Below are 16,354 nucleotides of genomic sequence, written 5' to 3'. Positions count from 1 at the left end.
TTAATACTAGTATAGAAAAACTTCAGAAATGGCAGATTTTAGCTTGATTACTAACCATTCTAACCATTCATTTCATAACTTAGTACTTTAACCTATTGATTTATAACCAATACAGTAAACTACCGCATCTATAATGCATTCATCTTTATTTTTTAAGATTTTGTGGAATTAGTACCATAGATAAACAATCATACAATATATTTAGATGCATCTATTAAGGAATGACAACCCCAGCTTCTTGGGATGGAGGAGACAAAAGGCTGGCACTAATTCTTGTAGGATGCAATTCTTCCCAAAATCAAAAATCAAAACCTACTAGCCTAAAAAGAGAAAGAAGCTCAAAACTCATGGCAGACCAAATGCAGTGGGCAAACGCCCTATCAACCCGTCATTCTTTGGAAGCAGCTGTTACAGATGTGGTGGAACGAGCTGTCTCATCGTTAACAGCACCTGCGGATTTAGGACTGGTATTTATTTCGTCTGCTTTTACGAGTGAGTATTCCCGACTGTTACCTTTGTTAGCTGAGAAACTTTCTGTGCCTGTGCTAATTGGCTGTAGTGGTGGAGGTGTAATTGGGACGACAGTTAACGGAGAAATCCAAGAGTTAGAAGCTGAACCAGCTATTAGCTTGACTTTAGCTCATCTTCCAGGGGTGAAAGTTCAAGTCTTTCATGTTGTTGCTGAAGAATTACCTGATTTAGACAGTTCACCAGATGCTTGGGTTGATTTGATCGGTGTGCCAACATCACCGACACCCCAGTTTATCTTGCTGTCTAGTTCTTTCGCTTCTGGAATCAACGATTTATTACAGGGGTTGGATTTTGCTTATCCAGGATCGGTGATAGTGGGGGGACAGGCTAGTGGTGGAGGTATGGGTGGTCGTGTTGCCCTTTTTTGTAACAATACTGAAGGCGGGGAATGCCAAAGTTTGTATCGTGAAGGGACTGTTGGTATAGCTTTGACTGGAAATATTGTTTTGGAGACGATTGTAGCCCAAGGATGCCGACCGATTGGCAAACCATTGCAAGTTACAAAAGCCGATCGCAATATTATTCTAGAGTTAGATGAGCAAGTGCCTCTAGTGGTATTGCGAGATTTGATTGCCAGTCTCAGCGAACACGAACGGATTTTAGCACAGCACTCTCTGTTTGTTGGCGTGGCGATGGATGAATTTAAACTAGCTTTGCAACAGGGGGATTTTTTAATTCGTGGTATTCTTGGGGTCGATCCAACAGCTGGGGCGATCGCAATTGGCGATCGTGTCCGTCCAGGACAAAGGCTACAATTCCACCTCCGCGATGCCCAAGCCTCTGCTGAAGACCTAGAATTACTCCTCCAAAGTTATCAACACCAACGCGATTCTGAACCCTCTGCTGTAGCTGCCTTAATGTTTGCCTGTCTGGGGCGAGGTGAAGGACTCTATGGTAAACCCAATTTCGATTCTGAATTATTTCGGCGCTACCTCAACGATATTCCTGTAAGTGGCTTTTTCTGTGGTGGTGAAATCGGCCCTGTTGGTGGCAGAACTTTCTTACACGCCTACACCACTGCATTTGGAATTTGTCGCCAAAATCAGTTATGAGTAGCCCCTTCTCTTCTCTACGAGAGGCTGCGCCTTAAGCGCATTGCGTTAGCAAAGCGGGGCGTTCGCTTTTAGCGTCTCCAAGAGTTGCCCATTGCGAATTGTTTTAATCTTCTTTTTGCAAGATATCATCAATCCGCCGCTCCCGATTAATATCAGGATTTTCTGCTGTCCAATTATCATCTGCTGCAAGAGATTCAGGAACCATCACAAGCTCAGTTTCTTTTGTATGGTTATTCCCCCATTCATCCAAAACATCTTTGATCAGTACTTCTTGCACCCAAATCTTAGCAACAACAGTCAGAGGTAGCGCCAGAAATAATCCTAAAAAGCCGAAGAAAGTAACGAAAAATAACTGGGAAATTAAGGTTACAGCTGGTAGCAATGAGACTTGATGTGCCATGACAACGGGCGTGATGAAATTACTCTCAGCCTGTTGAATAAAAAAGTAGAGAATCAAAACAGCTATGGCTTTCCAGGGTTCATCTAAGAGGGCGATCGCCATTGCTGGCAGTACACTCATCGTTGGGCCGAGGTTGGGAATTAAGTTCAAAAATCCTGCCAAAACTCCTAAAGCAAGTGCTGCTTTTACACCCAAAATAGATAAGCCAATTACACTCATTAATCCCACTACACCCATAGCAATGAGAGCGCCTATTACCCACCCTCCCAAAGAAATTTCGCATTTATCTAAAATCCCTTCCACTCGTCGCCGATAAAATGAGGGAAAAAGCCGCACAAAGACTTTGCGGTATGCTATCGGGTTGGCTAATAACATTCCTGTTAAAACCAGCACTAGCAAAACCTTGAGAACAACTTCCAACGAGCCAGATACAAAAGCAAACGAGTTTCCTAGTACCCGATTGACGAAGGGCTGTACTTGTTGGATAAGGCTGTTGATATCTGGAATGTAAGGAACCAACTGGTTAGGAATACGAGTCCTTAGTGCGTCCAGCCAACTATTAAAGCGCTCAAACCCTTGGGGAACCCGATAGGTTAGTTCTTGAAATTGCTGGGCAAAAGGTGGCACAATTAGCCAGAAAAAACCTATAATCAGTGCAAAAAAGATAACTACTGAGAGGAGAACGGCGAATCCACGCCTTATGCCTAAGCGTTGAAAGCGTTTTGCTAGCCGATTTAAGGTGGTGGCTAAGACAATTGCGGCAAACATGAGCAAAAGCACTTCCCGAATTTGCCACAAAATGTATAAAGAAAGAACTATGGCGATTAAGCCGATCCATTGACCGAGTTTCACAGGCTGACTTCCAACGGTTGGCAAGATGCAATTTTTTGGTAATTTAGCTAGATTAACTGATTTTAGTCACTTGTGCGTGGATGCTTGCCTTGTTAATTTTGTTTCTGTGCTTGGAATCGCCACAGTAAGGCGATCGCCATAATTGCGATCGGCAACAATACTATAATTAGCGCGTTGGTTGCTGTCGCCGCAATTGATAGACTTGGCCCTGCATACTTAATTAATGCTGATAATAAAGCTGAGAGTAAAAGCAGTTTCAGAACAAATCCTAGTTGATTTTGCATAAAAGTACGGCATACAAATTTTTGTGGTACACACGAAGCACTGTACCGCCCAGTTTCTACAATAAACCTACAGATACAATCCTTTCTAACTTTCTTTGGGAAATGCGTTCGCTTTATTTACGTCAAACTCAACCAGCCAAAAACCTGTTCAGCTGTTAATTCCAACTGGATACCTTCAAGAATAGGTAATTTATCAGCAGCTTCGTATAATTCCACTCGCTGTCCGGGAAACACTCCCACGATGCTTTCATCTTCTGGGTTGATTAACCAGCCTAGTTCAGTACCATTGCGCGAACAATGCAATAATTTACTCAACACTTTTTTTAATCTTTGCTCTGGGGAATGGATTTCAATTGCCCAGTCGGGATGAATTTCAAAGCGATTAGCAATTCTGCCAGATGGAGTTTTAGGAATTCTGTCCCAGCGAAACACAGACACATCAGGGACGATAGAAGCACCGCCGAAGGTACAGCGCAGTTCTGGTAAAGCGTAAGCAATTTTCTGGCTTTTAGCTATGCTGTTAATTGTTTCGCAAAGAGTAGTTTGGAGTAAGCTATGTTCACCTTGAGGCATTGGTTTTTGAATAATTTCCCCGTTGATAAAGTCTGATGCTGGTTCAGTTTCCGGTAATTTGAGGAAATCGTCTAAAGTTAGTTGGGGTTGACTAGCAATAGTCATAAGTGAGTGAAATAGAGGGGATGGTTTAATTATGGGCGAACTCGCAAAGCGCGCGCTAGAGGCAGAATATAGTTTAAATACTAATCAGTAAAATATAAATTCCATTTAAGATAAGCAAAACCAAAGTAATAATTAAACCGGATCGTATAGATAGAGGATTTAAAATTACTAATAACCATAGGAAAGCCACTTCAACTATAGTTACTCCAAAAACTTTCAAAATATATTTAGCTAGATAAAAGAAATAAGTAGTAGGAGAGCTCGTCTTCGCATAGCTTATTAAATCTCCACTTGACTTAAGCAAGATCAAATTTAGTCCAAGAATTCCTATCGTTGATAGTACAGAGATAATGAGTTGAAATAATCGAATTTGAAGTCTCATATTTTTTGATAAACTCAATCAATCTTTACTTGCAGTACCAAAGAGCGATCGCTGTGGTTGCTATGTAGGAAATGCTGTTAGCCATTAGGGTGCTATCGCTGTCTTTGTAACGCACCATCGACAATTTAAGGTGCGTTAGCGATCGCTTACTCTTAAAGCTTGCTACGCCTCGTATCCTTCGTTTTTGACAGGTGCTATAAATTATATTTTTGGGAAACCTCTGAGGCGATGAACTTGGACGGATACATCAGGAAAAACTAGGGGGACAATAGTACCTGTGGTTAATGTCAGTTCTGTTGTGTATTGCCCATTTTTTAAGTCTCGAAATACTTGCAACTGAGAATTTTTGAGATTGACAACCCAATATTCAGCAATGCCTGCTTCTGCATAGATGTGTTTTTTCTCACCTAAATCTTTGCTCAAGGTGGACTTAGAAAATTCAATAATCCAGAAAATATCTTCAGGGTAGGGATGGTGTTCTAGATAAACTTCACCTAAAGGTTTGACAATAGCAACATCGGGGACGGGTTCTGAGTCGTTGGGTAGGGTGATGGGTTTGGCATCGCGGACTTTTGCCCGTTCACCTAGCAGTGTGCGGAGATAATCGGCTGCTTTGGTATTGTAATAGGCATGGGATTCTCGCTCTGGGGGCATAACTATGAGGTCGCCGCGCAATAGTTCAATGGGTTGGTCATCAAAAATCCCTGCTTCTATTGCTCGGTGATAGCGTTCAATTGTCCATTTATACGTAGTTACCGTCATAGCCGCCTTTTTTCTACCGCTTCGACAATAGCTTTAGTTTGATTTTAGTTGATCCCCAAGTTACAAAGATTTTGGCAGAAAGTGTGATCGTTAACTAACAAACATTTTTACCTTGCTACGTCAGTAGAAGGTGTTATCGCTGTCTTCGTAACGCACCATCAAAAACTCAGGGTGCGTTACGCTACCCTCCGGGAAGCTAAAAGCCAACGGCATAACACACCCTACTGCTAGTACTAATTACTTCTCTACTCCCCATTCCCCACTGACGAGATACAGTTGTAAAATTATATATCCTTCAGTCAAGAGCATTGTGATGTTTAGGCATCTACTACCCATAGTAATTATTACAGCAATTCTAAGTAGCTTTTTGAATCTGACAGCCTCTACTGCCTTTGCACAACAGATATATGAACCAACAACTGAGTCGCTATCAAAGCATGAAGTTCCAGAGTGGTTCAAAGATGCTAAACTCGGCATTTTTATTCACTGGGGCGTGTACTCTGTACCTGCTTGGGCACCACTGACTGGTGAACTGAACAAGGTAGTTGCAGAACGCGGTTGGGAATATTGGTTTCAGCACAACCCTTATGCTGAATGGTACTACAACTCCATGAAACTTGAGGGCAGCGACACTTATAACTATCACCGTGCGACCTACGGTGAAAATTTCACCTATGACGATTTCATCCCCACCTTCAACGCAGCCATCACAAAGTGGAATCCATCCGAATGGGCAAAACTGTTTTCTCAAGTAGGTGCGCGGTACGTTGTGCTGACGACCAAACATCATGATGGCTTCCTGTTATGGCCTAGCAAAACCACAAACCAGTTAGGACGAGTGGCGGCGCGGGATCTTGTGGGCGAACTGACACAAGCCGTTCGTAAACAAGGTATGCGTATGGGTCTGTACTACTCTGGCGGTATTGATTGGTCACAACAAGATACAACGGTGACAGACTTTAACACGTTGGTCGCAGCCATTATCCAAGATAAAGCTTATGCTGAATATGCTAATGCTCACTGGCACGAACTCATTGACCGCTATCAGCCGTCTATCTTATGGAATGACCTTGGCTACCCTGTTGGTCAGGCGAACGAGATTATGGCTTACTTTTACAATCACGTACCTAACGGTGTCGTTAATGACCGCTTTGATTCAAATGGGCAATTCGGTTTACACTTCGACTTCTCCACACCTGAATACAATCAACTCAAACAAATTGAACCAAAGAAATGGGAAAGTACAAGGGGTTTAGGTTACTCGTTCGGTTACAACCAAAATGATACCGACTTGAATATGATTTCAGTAGATGAACTGGTTGACTCATTCGTTGACATTGTGAGTAAAAACGGCAACTTACTGCTCAACATTGGCCCAAATGCCGATGGTTCAATCTCCAAACTGCAAATTGAACGGTTGCTCGGCTTAGGCAAATGGCTAGATATAAATGGTGAAGCCATCTTTGGTTCGCGCTATTGGATACGCTCAGAAGATGTATCCACTCAAGGCATCCGAGTGCGCTACACCACAAATAAAGGTAATTTGTATGCTGTCTTGCTTGATACTCCTATGAATCAGACGCTGACAATCCCTGGACTAATTCTGCCGAAAAATGCAAAGATTACAATGCTAGGGGCAAAAGGTAAACTTGAGTGGCAACAGTACGGAGAGAATTTATTTGTGACGTTACCGGATATGTGTGTAGGGAAAAAATCACCAGCTTACACGTTGAAAATCAGCCAGATACCTCTTTCCTGAAGCTCACATAGTAACTTAACAAGATTGTAATCACGAAACATTCACCCTTGACTCTAATTTGTAATGCTAATTCACCAGTTAGCACTCAAGAGAAAAAGCTCATTAAACTGTAACCAAAGGTAAAGGCTATGATCGCACCGATGAAGACACTGCCATAGATCATACGATTGCAAAAAGGGACTAAAGCCGAATGGCGAACACCCTGTTATTAACCTCTGTTGGCGCAGAGAGTTTTTAAAGTTTGTTGTTAACGAGTATTAAACACTCGTCAACGGAGATAAAAGGTGGATTCATCCAGTTCAAACACTCGTTAACGGAGATAAAAGGTGGATTCATCCAGTTCAAACACTCGTTAACGGAGATAAAAGGTGGATTCATCCAGTTCAAACACTCGTTAACGGAGATAAAAGGTGGATTCATCCAGTTCAAACACTCGTTAACGGAGTTCAAAGGTGGATTCATCCAGTTCAAATACTCGTCAACGGAGATAAAAGGTGGATTCATCCAGTTCAAATACTCGTCAACGGAGATAAAAGGTGGATTCATCCAGTTCAAATACTCGTTAACCCAGTTCAAAATGGATGAACAGACGCGATTAATCGCGTCTCTACTAACTCCGTTGCCAAATTTTAATTGTCTTATCCAAACTACCACTTACCAACATCTCGCCGGAAGCTGTAAAAGCTAATGCTGTGACTATATTTCCATGACCTGTAAACGTACCCAGCAATTCCCCGGTTTGTAGATGCCACAACTTAATGGTTTTATCAGCACTACCGCTAGCGATAATTTGTCCATCGGGACTTAAAGCGATCGCATATACTCTATCTTGATGTCCTTTGAGAGTATGAAGTAATTCCCCAGTCTCCAATTGCCAAATTTTAATCGTTTGATCCCAGCTACCACTCACCAGCATTTTACCATCTGCACTAATCGCCAAGGAACGAACGATGTGAGAATGACCCATAAGGGTATGCAGGGGTTGTGGTGCATCCTTTAAACTTTTGATCCCCGTTTTGGGTAAGGTGCGCCAGACTTTGATTTTGCGGTAGCTACCTGTAACTAAAGTTTCGCCATCTCGACTTAAAACTAGGGAATGAGCAGCTGTATCATCTAAAGAAAGTGCGATCGCAACCTGACGTTGCATCAAATCCCAAAAGAGAATTTTTCTGTCATCTCCGCCTGTAGCTAACATTCTGCCATCTGGAGTAAACGCAGCACACCGCACTACCCCATTATGTTTATGCAAAATATCTATCAAGTCTAGTGCGCCTACGTGCCAAAGCTTAATTGTGGAATCTGCACCGCAACTCACTAAAGTCTGTCCATCTGCACTAAAAGCCAGGGAATTCACTTCATCTACTAGCCCAGATATCACCCAAGGATACTCTGATAATGTATCTATTAATTCACCCTTGCTTAAATCCCAGAGTTTCGTCTCGCCCCGACTACCACTTGCCAATATGGGTAAGGCTTTGCCATTGTTACACTTAGTACTGAAAGCTAGGCAATTAATGCCTCTGTTGTGTCCTTGCAAAGTCTGCCAGCATTCCCAATCACCTACTATATCCTTAAGGCAATGCTCTGATGGTAGAGTTTGTATTGTATGTGCGATCGCTTTCTCATGAATTAATGGCAACGTGTCTTTTTTACCAATAAGTGATTCTAAATACCAATTCAACCCCCCCGCATACAACAACTTACTCGGATTAATGTAGAGTTTTGGTTCAGTAAGTTCAATTTGATTTGCAGGTAAAAAGCCTGTAATTATACTCTGTTTTTCATCGTATCCTAGCTTACCTGTAGATGGATAAAACAAACACAGAAAAATTAATACTTGGTACTTTCTTAAATCTTCTTGAGTAACCGACCACCTAATTTTGTCTTTTTTAATACCATTAAAACTTTCACCATCAGCAACATAAACTTGAACCCTTAGCTGAGGATTATCTTTTAGTACATAAGAAAATTTGCTTTCGCCAGACAAATTTCCTTCATCATCTAAAACCATATTTTCTACGGTATCTTGTGATACCTTTTTTACCAATTTCCCCAGGCGTTCAGTTATCACCCGGTCAACAATATACTCCCGCAAAAGATAATCTTGGGCTTGTTGTTGGAAGTATTTGGGAAAAGGTATTGTCCAGTCAGGAGGTTCAGGATATTCAGGCGGCGTCGGCGGCGGATTTTTGGCAATAACTTCTGCTTGTTGGCGAGAAAGTTCTTGGAGTCGAGCCAAAGGCTCGCCCCAAAAAGCCATAATTTCAGTGTGACAACCCTTGACTTGACTTTCCAGCAAAGATAAGTCATAAGTTTTCGGTTTTTTCACACGTTGAAGGAAGTCAGCTTGTTGAGATTTGAGTAAGCTAATCCAATCCATCTGCATTCCTGCGGCAAACTATTGCATACCTAAGGTAAGCTATACCAATGCAATTACTCAAGTTTATAACCTTAATTAATTAAAAATTCAGTAATTTTAGTAGTCTAATAAAACACAGCACTTAGCAAATGTTTCCAGAAAAGATAAAGATGGATAGCATTTAGACATTTCATGAACTGATGCAGTTGAAGTATATAGAATTAAATGATGTCAGTCAATTCTAACGGAGATAGAGAGCGAGATACTGTTTCTCTCAAAACAGTTATAGCCGCAAAAGAAAGTTTAATCTGAGAGGGATTTCAAAGGTTGCCGTAACCTTAAGTCAACAAATCCCTACACAAAAATAACCTAGTAAGCTGTTGCGCCTACAAGTTGCACTATTTTCATTGTCAAAAAAAGCTGCAAACCCTCTCCCTTGCTCCCAGCAAGAACTGCCCCCCTGTGGCCTCAGTGTGCTTGCTTAAATGCTTAACAGCTTACAGCACGGCGCAAGTAAACCACCCATCCCAAATCAATGAAACCTTTGCGGTATAATAATTACGAATTACTTAGCGTAGCAAGGCGTAGCCCATTACGAATTATTTTAACCTTTGCGTTTTGGTTGTCTGGGTGTAGTACTTACATCAGAGGAGTTGCCAAAAGTATCCCTTGCTTCAATTTGTTTAATTTTCATTTGCAAGTTCAAGTCATCACTGCTAACAATTGTTTCTAAATTTGCTAATCTCCGCTCTAGAAGTTCTATTTGCTGCTGTTGCAAATAGTTAGTTTTTGATTTTTGCTCATCAGAACGCCAAACAGCAACCGTACCAACAGCTGCACCACCAATAGCAACTAAAGGAAGAATAGCACCGCTTTTAGTAACGGCTGACAGTGGGACGCAAACTCCGAGAATGGCGACTGTAATTACCCAAATTCTTGTGGTGGCAGATAATCTGACATCTTGGTATTGTTCTAGATTTGTTTGAGATTTTTTAGCCATAAATTTATCCTTAAGTTTATCCTTGAAAACTTATTTGCCAGATTGGTACAATTGTTTATTACAATACTTACAGCAGATTGCACTAAGTATAATTCTTGTACTAATATTTTTAATTACCAGTAGGTAAACATAATTCAACATAAAATGCCAATCGGCGAAATAATTTTCCTGACTCCTATACAGACGCGATTAATCACGTCTCTACTGCTGCCTTCTTCCTTCTACTTAGTTACTTCGTTATTCTAGATCATTAGATTTTGCTTGCAAGGAGCAGTTGTACACTGAGAGGAAGATTTTCTTTAAGTCATAGTAAGAGAAGGTATAAATGACAGTTCGTGCTTTTTTTGAAGCTGCCAAAGTCGAGGGTGTCCAGTCACCTTACGATACCATTCACCTGAAAATTCTCTATCCAGCACAGATACCGGATCAGCTAGAAAAAAGTACCCGAATTGAGCCAGCTAATCCAGAAAACGCACCTTTTCCAGTAGTAATTTTATTCAACGGCTTTAACTGTGATGCTCAACAATACCAATGGCTAGCGGTTAAACTCGCTGAACGTGGATTGGTAGTGGTTCTGTTTAATTGGATTACCGAAAGTCTACCAGGCGTAATTAGCCTCATACCTGGGATTGATTTGGAAAAGATGAAACCCACAATTTATCGTACTGCTCCCACAGCTTCGGCTTTGCCAGCACTCATAGCTAAACTCGAACAGTTACAAAATCAGGGAGTTTTAGCAGGAATGCTGGATTTACAACGAATCATTCTCGGTGGACACTCTGCGGGTGGTATGGTATCTATCCAAAATGCTGACCCTCGGTTTTTCCCTGGAGTTGCGGCATCTTTTGCTTATGGCGCAACTAACAGAGGACTTTTAAGAATCGGGTATGAACCAGGAACTATCTTGGCTTTACCAGATTCTCTACCAATGCTACTAATGGGAGGAACCCGTGATGAATTCATAGTTAACAGTACCGAACTCTATGGTTTAAGTCCTGGGGATGCTACTACCCCAGTTATACGTACATTTCAAGAAGCAATTACTGGGGGACGAAATGACACCTATCTAGTAATTTTAGAAGGAGCAAATCACTTTTCAATAATTGATCGGCCAGACTCCACTACGGTTGGACCCTCTCTCGACTTAGAAGCTACTCAATCCCAAGAAAACTTGCGTTTGCTGATGAGTGAAATTATTGGTCTGTTTATTGACACTCATGTTCGCCATCAACCAGAAGCATCGCAGTCGCTTAAGCAATTATTAAATACTGCCAATCCTTTGATAAAATCCTTTGAGCGTAAATAGTTAAGTTTGTTATGACAAGTGCATCTTATATTTTTCTAGCTGGTGCAAGTCGCGGTGTTGGTCGAGAGATTGCTCAATATCTGACAGCGCAAAAGCTAAAGGTCAAAGCACTCCTGAGAACAACAGCAATTGCTACTGAACTAGAAAGAATCGGTATTGAGGTAGTTCAAGGAGATGCCTTGAATATTGCTGATGTAGAACGCGCAATGATAACAGATGAACCTATTCACACCGTTATCAGTACAATTGGCGGTTTACCATCAGATGTAGAAAGACCCGATTACCCTGGTAATAGAAATCTGATTGATGCAGCAGTTAAAGCTGGAGTACAAAAGTTTATTCTTATATCTTCCATTGGTGCTGGCAATAGTGTTGTTGCTGCCTCACCCCAAGTTTTAGAGGTACTGGGAAAAGTTTTAGCTGAGAAAGACAAGGCTGAACAACACTTAATTGCCAGTGGACTCACTTATACAATCATCCGTCCTGGTGGACTAAAGTCAGAACCAGCAACGGGTAATGGCGTTTTGACTGAAGATCCGCACATTATTGGTAGCATCAATCGTGCAGATGTCGCCCAGTTGATTGGTCGCAGTTTAAATAGCCAACGTGCGAATAATAAAATTTTGTCAGCCGTAGACCGAAATATGTTGTTTGGGCAAAGAGAATTTGCAGAATTTAGTTTGGATTAATGCCTCTAGAGCTTCTTCTCAATGCCCAATGCCTTTTAGATCAACTTGTCAGGTGTAATCGGTAAATCACGGATGCGCTTACCTGTGGCATGGTAAACTGCATTGGCGATCGCAGCTGAAACACCTGTAATCCCAATTTCACCTATACCTCGTACACCTGCTGGGTTGAAGTTGAAGTCAGGTTCGCCGACGAAGGCCACCTGAATGCGAGGAATATCTGCATGGGCTGGGAAGTGATAGGTAGCAAGGTCATAAACCACGGGGTAGCCAATGTTTGGATCAACTTGGCAATCCTCCATTAAGGCTTGCCCAATACCCATGATTACGCCACCACGGACTTGACTGGCTGCTGTCTTAGAGTTGATCACTCGCCCGATATCCATCACTGACACCCAGCGCGTCACCCGCAAACGTCCGATTTCTTCATCCACGCTGACTTCGCAAAAATGTGCGCCCCAAGATTGGAACGCCCATTCCTTGGTTTCATCGCCAGGAGCAGAGGATGCTGTGGCCTCAATTGCTGCCTGGCTGGACTGACTCAGAGTTGCAAACGCATCCTGTGCGGTCTTAGCATTAGCAGTTTTCAGAACTTGCTCACAAGCTGACATGACCGCCGGAACCAGAGATGCTGTCATCATGGAACCAGCCGCCATGCCTCCATCTGGTAGCAAGGAGTCGCCCAACTCTACGTGTATCTGTTCGATGGGTAGCCTCAATGCGTCTGCTGCTGTGGCTGCAACAACGGTATATGCGCCAGTGCCCATGTCATTGCCGGCGGTGAGAACATGGGCAGTACCATCTGGTAGCAGCCGTACCTTGACTGATGCTTTTCCCCGCCTGCCAGGGTAGGTTGCTGCCGCCATCCCCCAACCAAGGAGTTTACCATCGCGTGTCAAAGAACGCGGCTGTTTTGGTCTGTCTTTCCAGCCAAATTGCTCTGCACCCAAGAGCAAACAGTCAGCAAAATGTTTGGCTGAGAATGGCTGACCTTGGCGCTGGTGTTCTTTAGTTTGGTTTTTTAGGCGTAGTTCTACCGGGTCAATCTTTAGCATCCAGGCCAGTTCGTCCATCGCTGACTCCATCGCCCACATCCCAGGATTCTCTCCTGGCGCGCGCATGAATGTTGGTGTACCCATGTTCAGCACCGCTAGTTCCTGCTTCAGTTGCAAATTCGGCGCTGTGTACATAACTGGTGTGACTGAGGTACAGGGTTCTGTAAACACATCCACTGGTGAGGTACAGGATTTAACCTCATGGGCGATCGCAGTTAAACTACCATCAGCAGTTGCTCCCAAACGCATAGTTTGCTCGGTTTCGGAGCGGTGTCCGGCGTTCGCTGTCATTTGCCGTCGGCTGAGGACGACTCTCAGAGGACGCTGAAGTTCACGGGCAGCCGCAGCACAGAGAATACCGTGGGGCCAGGGAAAAGCTTTAGAGCCGAAAGCTCCACCCAAAAAAGGTGTGACGACATGAACCTGTTCAGTCGGAAGTTTAAAGAGTTCTGCATAGGTGCGCTGAGTTGCCGACACCGCTTGAGACGGTTCGTAAACAGTGAGTGATGCATCTTGCCAGTGAGCAATGATGGCATGGGGTTCCATCGCCGCGTGCAGTTCGATGGCTGTCTTGTAGGTAGCTGTAAGTTTTGTTGTTGCACTCGCCACCCCTGCCGCAAAATTTCCCTTTTCAAACTTTAGCTCCTCACCCATCTGCGGTGGTGCTTCCTTGAAGGTGGCTTTTGCAGCTTCCACAACTGGCTTTTGGCTTGTGTATTCGACTTTGACCAAATGCGCTGCATCACGCGCTCGCTCGAAGGTGTCTGCTACTACCAAACCGATAATTTGCCCGGCATAGTGAATTTTGTCATCCGACAATGGTAGACGAGCCTCGTAGATTTTCGAGGTCATAAAGTCGTTGGTTGGCGTAAACACTTTCGGCGAGTTTTTATGCGTGAAAACATCTATCACACCTACTGCCTTTTTTGCCGCCCTGGTGTCGATGCTTTTAATTTGCCCATTGGCAATGCTGGCGGTGACAAGATAACCGTGAACCAGACCTGGAATTTCATGTTCTGCGGCGTAGGTTGCCGTGCCCGTAACCTTTGCCCGTCCATCCTTGCGGTTGACGGCAGTCCCAATTACTTTGTTCATACTACGCCTCCTCCTTTGGCTGATACCGCGAGTGCGCGACGAATTGCCCGCTTTGCCAAGTCAACTTTGAAACTGTTATAAGTTAATGGTTTAGCTTCTTGAAGTGCAATTTCTGCCGCCTGTTGAAACGTTGCAGTATTGGCTCTCTTGCCGAGCAAAAACTTTTCTGCTTCCTTTGAGCGCCAAGGTTTATGGGCTACGCCACCCATTGCCAAGCGCACATTCTGAATCTGCCCACCCGCTAAATCAACCGCAGCTGCCACAGAGACTAATGCAAAGGCATAGGAAGTGCGATCGCGTAACTTTAAGTAAACCCCTGATTTGGCAAACGGCACTGGGGGCAGAACCACAGAGCTAATCAACTCACCTGGCTCTAAATTGGTATCTCGCTGGGGTGTGTTCCCTGGTAGTCGGTGAAAGTCTGTCAATGGTATCTCCCGCTTACCTTTGGGGCCTTCCACAACAACAACAGCATCCAGAGCCGCAAGAGAAACACACATATCTGAGGGTTGAACTGCCACGCATTGGTCACTAGCCCCCAGGATGGCGTGCATCCGATTGATCCCCGTTGCTGCCGGACAGCCGCTTCCCGGTTGCCGTTTGTTGCAAGGGAAAGCTGTATCGTAGTAGTAAGGACAGCGAGTGCGTTGCAGTAGGTTGCCCCCTACGGTTGCCATATTGCGGATTTGCTGAGACGCACCAGAAAGAATCGCCCGCGACAATATTGGATAATCGCGGCGAACATCAGGATGGTCTGCCACTGCTGTGTTAGTTACCAGCGCTCCAAGGCTCAGACCACCCTCACTTGTCCGTTCAATGCGCTTCATCTCTAATCGAGAGATATCGATTAGTTGCGATGGCTCATCCAGAAAGACTTTTAGACGGTCAACCAAATTCGTACCACCCGCAATCAATATTGCATTTTGGTCATTTGTTGCCCGTTGAACTGCATCTTTGACAGAGGTAGCACGGGTGTAAGTGAAGTTGTTCATCTGAGCATCTCCTGGGGTTCATTGACCATCACATCTGCGGCCGGAGAAGGCGGTTTTTGTCCCGTTACCTGCTGGACTGCTGCCACAATGCCGTTGTAAGCGCTACATCGACAGAGATTACCACTCAGTCGCTCTTTGATTTCAGCTTCAGAGAGTTCAGTTAACTGTGGGGGACGAGTCAAATCTGGGGTGACAACGCTGGCACAGCCGCGTTTGATTTCATCAAGTAAGGCAACAGAAGCACAAATCTGTCCTGGGGTACAATAGCCGCACTGGAAACCATCGTTGTCAATGAATGCTGCTTGCACTGGATGGAGAGTATCGCCCTTGGCCAGCCCTTCAATAGTGACGATCGCCTTGTCTTCCTGCATCACTGCCAGAGTTAGGCAGGAATAAACTCGCTCACCATCGATTAGAACAGTACAAGCCCCACACTGCCCGTGATCGCATCCCTTTTTGCTGCCCACTAGCCCCAAGCGATCGCGCAGGGCATCTAAGAGTGTGACACGCGGCTCAAGGTCAAGGGTTTGCTGCTCACCGTTAACAGTAAGTTTCACGTTTATCTCACCTGGGCTACTTTGGCTAGCCTCCTTTGCTATAGTTGCCTGACTGAGTGATGAGGGAGCGGCTATAGCCGTTCCAGCAGTCAGTACTTGTCCCAAAAAACCGGGTTGGGATGTTATTTCTGCCCTTGTTTTGTCTTCCATAATTCATACTTCTAAATTGAATAATCCGGTAATTCTGAGAACTTAGGGATATGCATAGCTATTTAGTATTGTGTACATAATTTAAGGTTGAGTGCAGGTAAGAGTATGGGGAAATAAGGAAAAAATCAGACAAAGTACGCTTTCCCAAATAGCTGCATCATCTTCTTAGCCGTGGATTTAGCATAGGGCTTGCTGTTTGTTCCACCTCTATTGAATAAAGTGATAGTTCACTGAGTATTCCTTAACAAAACAAAATATTTTGTACTGGGTTCAAATGTCTATTTGAGGCTAAATTCTCAGTTTTGGTTTTTAGGCGATGTTTACGACATGGCAAGAGAAGTAAATCTGGCGTTGCAGAACAGTAGGATTACAGCTATTTTCAGGTAAATAGACCACGCGGTAGGGGCGCAAGGCTTTGCGCCCCTACAACAGATGTGGTTCAAATACATAA

14 protein-coding genes are annotated in these 16,354 nt (G+C 43.8%); 4 read left to right on the top strand and 10 right to left on the bottom strand.

What is annotated here, in order from left to right:
* Positions 1–347: 347 nt before the first annotated feature.
* Complete coding sequence (locus tag V7L20_RS07130; RefSeq protein WP_334743437.1) at positions 348–1,583, top strand: FIST signal transduction protein; 1,236 nt, start codon at positions 348–350, stop codon at positions 1,581–1,583.
* Between the two features lie 106 nt (positions 1,584–1,689).
* Here V7L20_RS07130 and V7L20_RS07125 read toward each other — a convergent pair whose 3' ends face one another.
* The 4 genes from V7L20_RS07125 to V7L20_RS07110 form a co-directional block, all read right to left on the bottom strand.
* Positions 1,690–2,838, bottom strand: coding sequence for an AI-2E family transporter (locus V7L20_RS07125; protein WP_334743436.1), 1,149 nt, complete (start codon positions 2,836–2,838; stop codon positions 1,690–1,692).
* A 92-nt stretch (positions 2,839–2,930) separates the two neighbouring features.
* Positions 2,931–3,122 (bottom strand): hypothetical protein, encoded by a 192-nt coding sequence (locus tag V7L20_RS07120; protein ID WP_334743397.1) that lies wholly within the window; start codon positions 3,120–3,122, stop codon positions 2,931–2,933.
* Positions 3,123–3,239: 117 nt separating this feature from the next.
* A complete protein-coding gene (locus V7L20_RS07115; protein WP_334743396.1) occupies positions 3,240–3,800 on the bottom strand; it encodes a Uma2 family endonuclease in 561 nt (186 codons plus the stop codon).
* Between the two features lie 583 nt (positions 3,801–4,383).
* Positions 4,384–4,944: a Uma2 family endonuclease gene (locus tag V7L20_RS07110; protein ID WP_334743395.1), complete on the bottom strand. Its 561-nt coding sequence runs from the start codon at positions 4,942–4,944 to the stop codon at positions 4,384–4,386.
* A 313-nt stretch (positions 4,945–5,257) separates the two neighbouring features.
* On the opposite strand from V7L20_RS07110, the gene V7L20_RS07105 reads away from it, so the two are divergent.
* Complete coding sequence (locus V7L20_RS07105; RefSeq protein ID WP_334743394.1) at positions 5,258–6,703, top strand: alpha-L-fucosidase; 1,446 nt, start codon at positions 5,258–5,260, stop codon at positions 6,701–6,703.
* 234 nt (positions 6,704–6,937) lie between these two features.
* Here V7L20_RS07105 and V7L20_RS07100 read toward each other — a convergent pair whose 3' ends face one another.
* The 3 genes from V7L20_RS07100 to V7L20_RS07090 form a co-directional block, all read right to left on the bottom strand.
* Complete coding sequence (locus V7L20_RS07100; protein ID WP_334743393.1) at positions 6,938–7,357, bottom strand: hypothetical protein; 420 nt, start codon at positions 7,355–7,357, stop codon at positions 6,938–6,940.
* Positions 7,314–9,083, bottom strand: coding sequence for a WD40 repeat domain-containing protein (locus V7L20_RS07095; protein WP_334743392.1), 1,770 nt, complete (start codon positions 9,081–9,083; stop codon positions 7,314–7,316). Before V7L20_RS07095 ends, V7L20_RS07100 begins: the two co-directional genes overlap by 44 nt.
* A 583-nt stretch (positions 9,084–9,666) precedes the next feature.
* Positions 9,667–10,062, bottom strand: a complete 396-nt coding sequence (locus tag V7L20_RS07090) for a hypothetical protein (protein ID WP_334743391.1) — start codon at positions 10,060–10,062, stop codon at positions 9,667–9,669.
* A gap of 325 nt (positions 10,063–10,387) precedes the next feature.
* On the opposite strand from V7L20_RS07090, the gene V7L20_RS07085 reads away from it, so the two are divergent.
* Both V7L20_RS07085 and V7L20_RS07080 read left to right on the top strand, forming a co-directional pair.
* Complete coding sequence (locus V7L20_RS07085; RefSeq protein ID WP_334743390.1) at positions 10,388–11,368, top strand: alpha/beta hydrolase family protein; 981 nt, start codon at positions 10,388–10,390, stop codon at positions 11,366–11,368.
* 11 nt (positions 11,369–11,379) lie between these two features.
* Positions 11,380–12,057, top strand: coding sequence for an SDR family oxidoreductase (locus V7L20_RS07080; protein WP_334743389.1), 678 nt, complete (start codon positions 11,380–11,382; stop codon positions 12,055–12,057).
* Between the two features lie 35 nt (positions 12,058–12,092).
* Here the strand turns inward: V7L20_RS07080 and V7L20_RS07075 are convergent, their stop codons facing one another.
* The 3 genes from V7L20_RS07075 to V7L20_RS07065 are packed head-to-tail and all read right to left on the bottom strand — an operon-like array spanning position 12,093 to position 15,903.
* Positions 12,093–14,204 (bottom strand): xanthine dehydrogenase family protein molybdopterin-binding subunit, encoded by a 2,112-nt coding sequence (locus V7L20_RS07075; protein WP_334743388.1) that lies wholly within the window; start codon positions 14,202–14,204, stop codon positions 12,093–12,095.
* The gene (locus tag V7L20_RS07070; protein ID WP_334743387.1) at positions 14,201–15,196 is read right to left on the bottom strand and encodes an FAD binding domain-containing protein; all 996 of its coding nucleotides are present in this window, start codon (positions 15,194–15,196) and stop codon (positions 14,201–14,203) included. The genes V7L20_RS07075 and V7L20_RS07070 overlap by 4 nt, the downstream gene beginning before the upstream one ends.
* Positions 15,193–15,903, bottom strand: a complete 711-nt coding sequence (locus V7L20_RS07065; protein ID WP_334743386.1) for a 2Fe-2S iron-sulfur cluster-binding protein — start codon at positions 15,901–15,903, stop codon at positions 15,193–15,195. The genes V7L20_RS07070 and V7L20_RS07065 overlap by 4 nt, the downstream gene beginning before the upstream one ends.
* Positions 15,904–16,354: the final 451 nt, after the last annotated feature.

Origin of the sequence: Nostoc sp. (assembly GCF_036916735.1) — a bacterium.
In the GTDB taxonomy this organism is placed as follows: Bacteria; Cyanobacteriota; Cyanobacteriia; order Cyanobacteriales; family Nostocaceae; genus Nostoc.
Note: the sequence above shows the minus strand (reverse complement) of the source record. Positions and strands in the feature narration are given on the sequence as shown.

Coding starts and splice junctions, on each gene's coding strand:
- V7L20_RS07130 (WP_334743437.1), top strand. CDS start 348: ATGGCAGACCAAATGCAGTGGGCAAACGCCCTATCAACCCGTCATTCT.
- V7L20_RS07120 (WP_334743397.1), bottom strand. CDS start 3,122: ATGCAAAATCAACTAGGATTTGTTCTGAAACTGCTTTTACTCTCAGCT.
- V7L20_RS07115 (WP_334743396.1), bottom strand. CDS start 3,800: ATGACTATTGCTAGTCAACCCCAACTAACTTTAGACGATTTCCTCAAA.
- V7L20_RS07110 (WP_334743395.1), bottom strand. CDS start 4,944: ATGACGGTAACTACGTATAAATGGACAATTGAACGCTATCACCGAGCA.
- V7L20_RS07105 (WP_334743394.1), top strand. CDS start 5,258: ATGTTTAGGCATCTACTACCCATAGTAATTATTACAGCAATTCTAAGT.
- V7L20_RS07095 (WP_334743392.1), bottom strand. CDS start 9,083: ATGGATTGGATTAGCTTACTCAAATCTCAACAAGCTGACTTCCTTCAA.
- V7L20_RS07090 (WP_334743391.1), bottom strand. CDS start 10,062: ATGGCTAAAAAATCTCAAACAAATCTAGAACAATACCAAGATGTCAGA.
- V7L20_RS07085 (WP_334743390.1), top strand. CDS start 10,388: ATGACAGTTCGTGCTTTTTTTGAAGCTGCCAAAGTCGAGGGTGTCCAG.
- V7L20_RS07080 (WP_334743389.1), top strand. CDS start 11,380: ATGACAAGTGCATCTTATATTTTTCTAGCTGGTGCAAGTCGCGGTGTT.
- V7L20_RS07075 (WP_334743388.1), bottom strand. CDS start 14,204: ATGAACAAAGTAATTGGGACTGCCGTCAACCGCAAGGATGGACGGGCA.
- V7L20_RS07070 (WP_334743387.1), bottom strand. CDS start 15,196: ATGAACAACTTCACTTACACCCGTGCTACCTCTGTCAAAGATGCAGTT.
- V7L20_RS07065 (WP_334743386.1), bottom strand. CDS start 15,903: ATGGAAGACAAAACAAGGGCAGAAATAACATCCCAACCCGGTTTTTTG.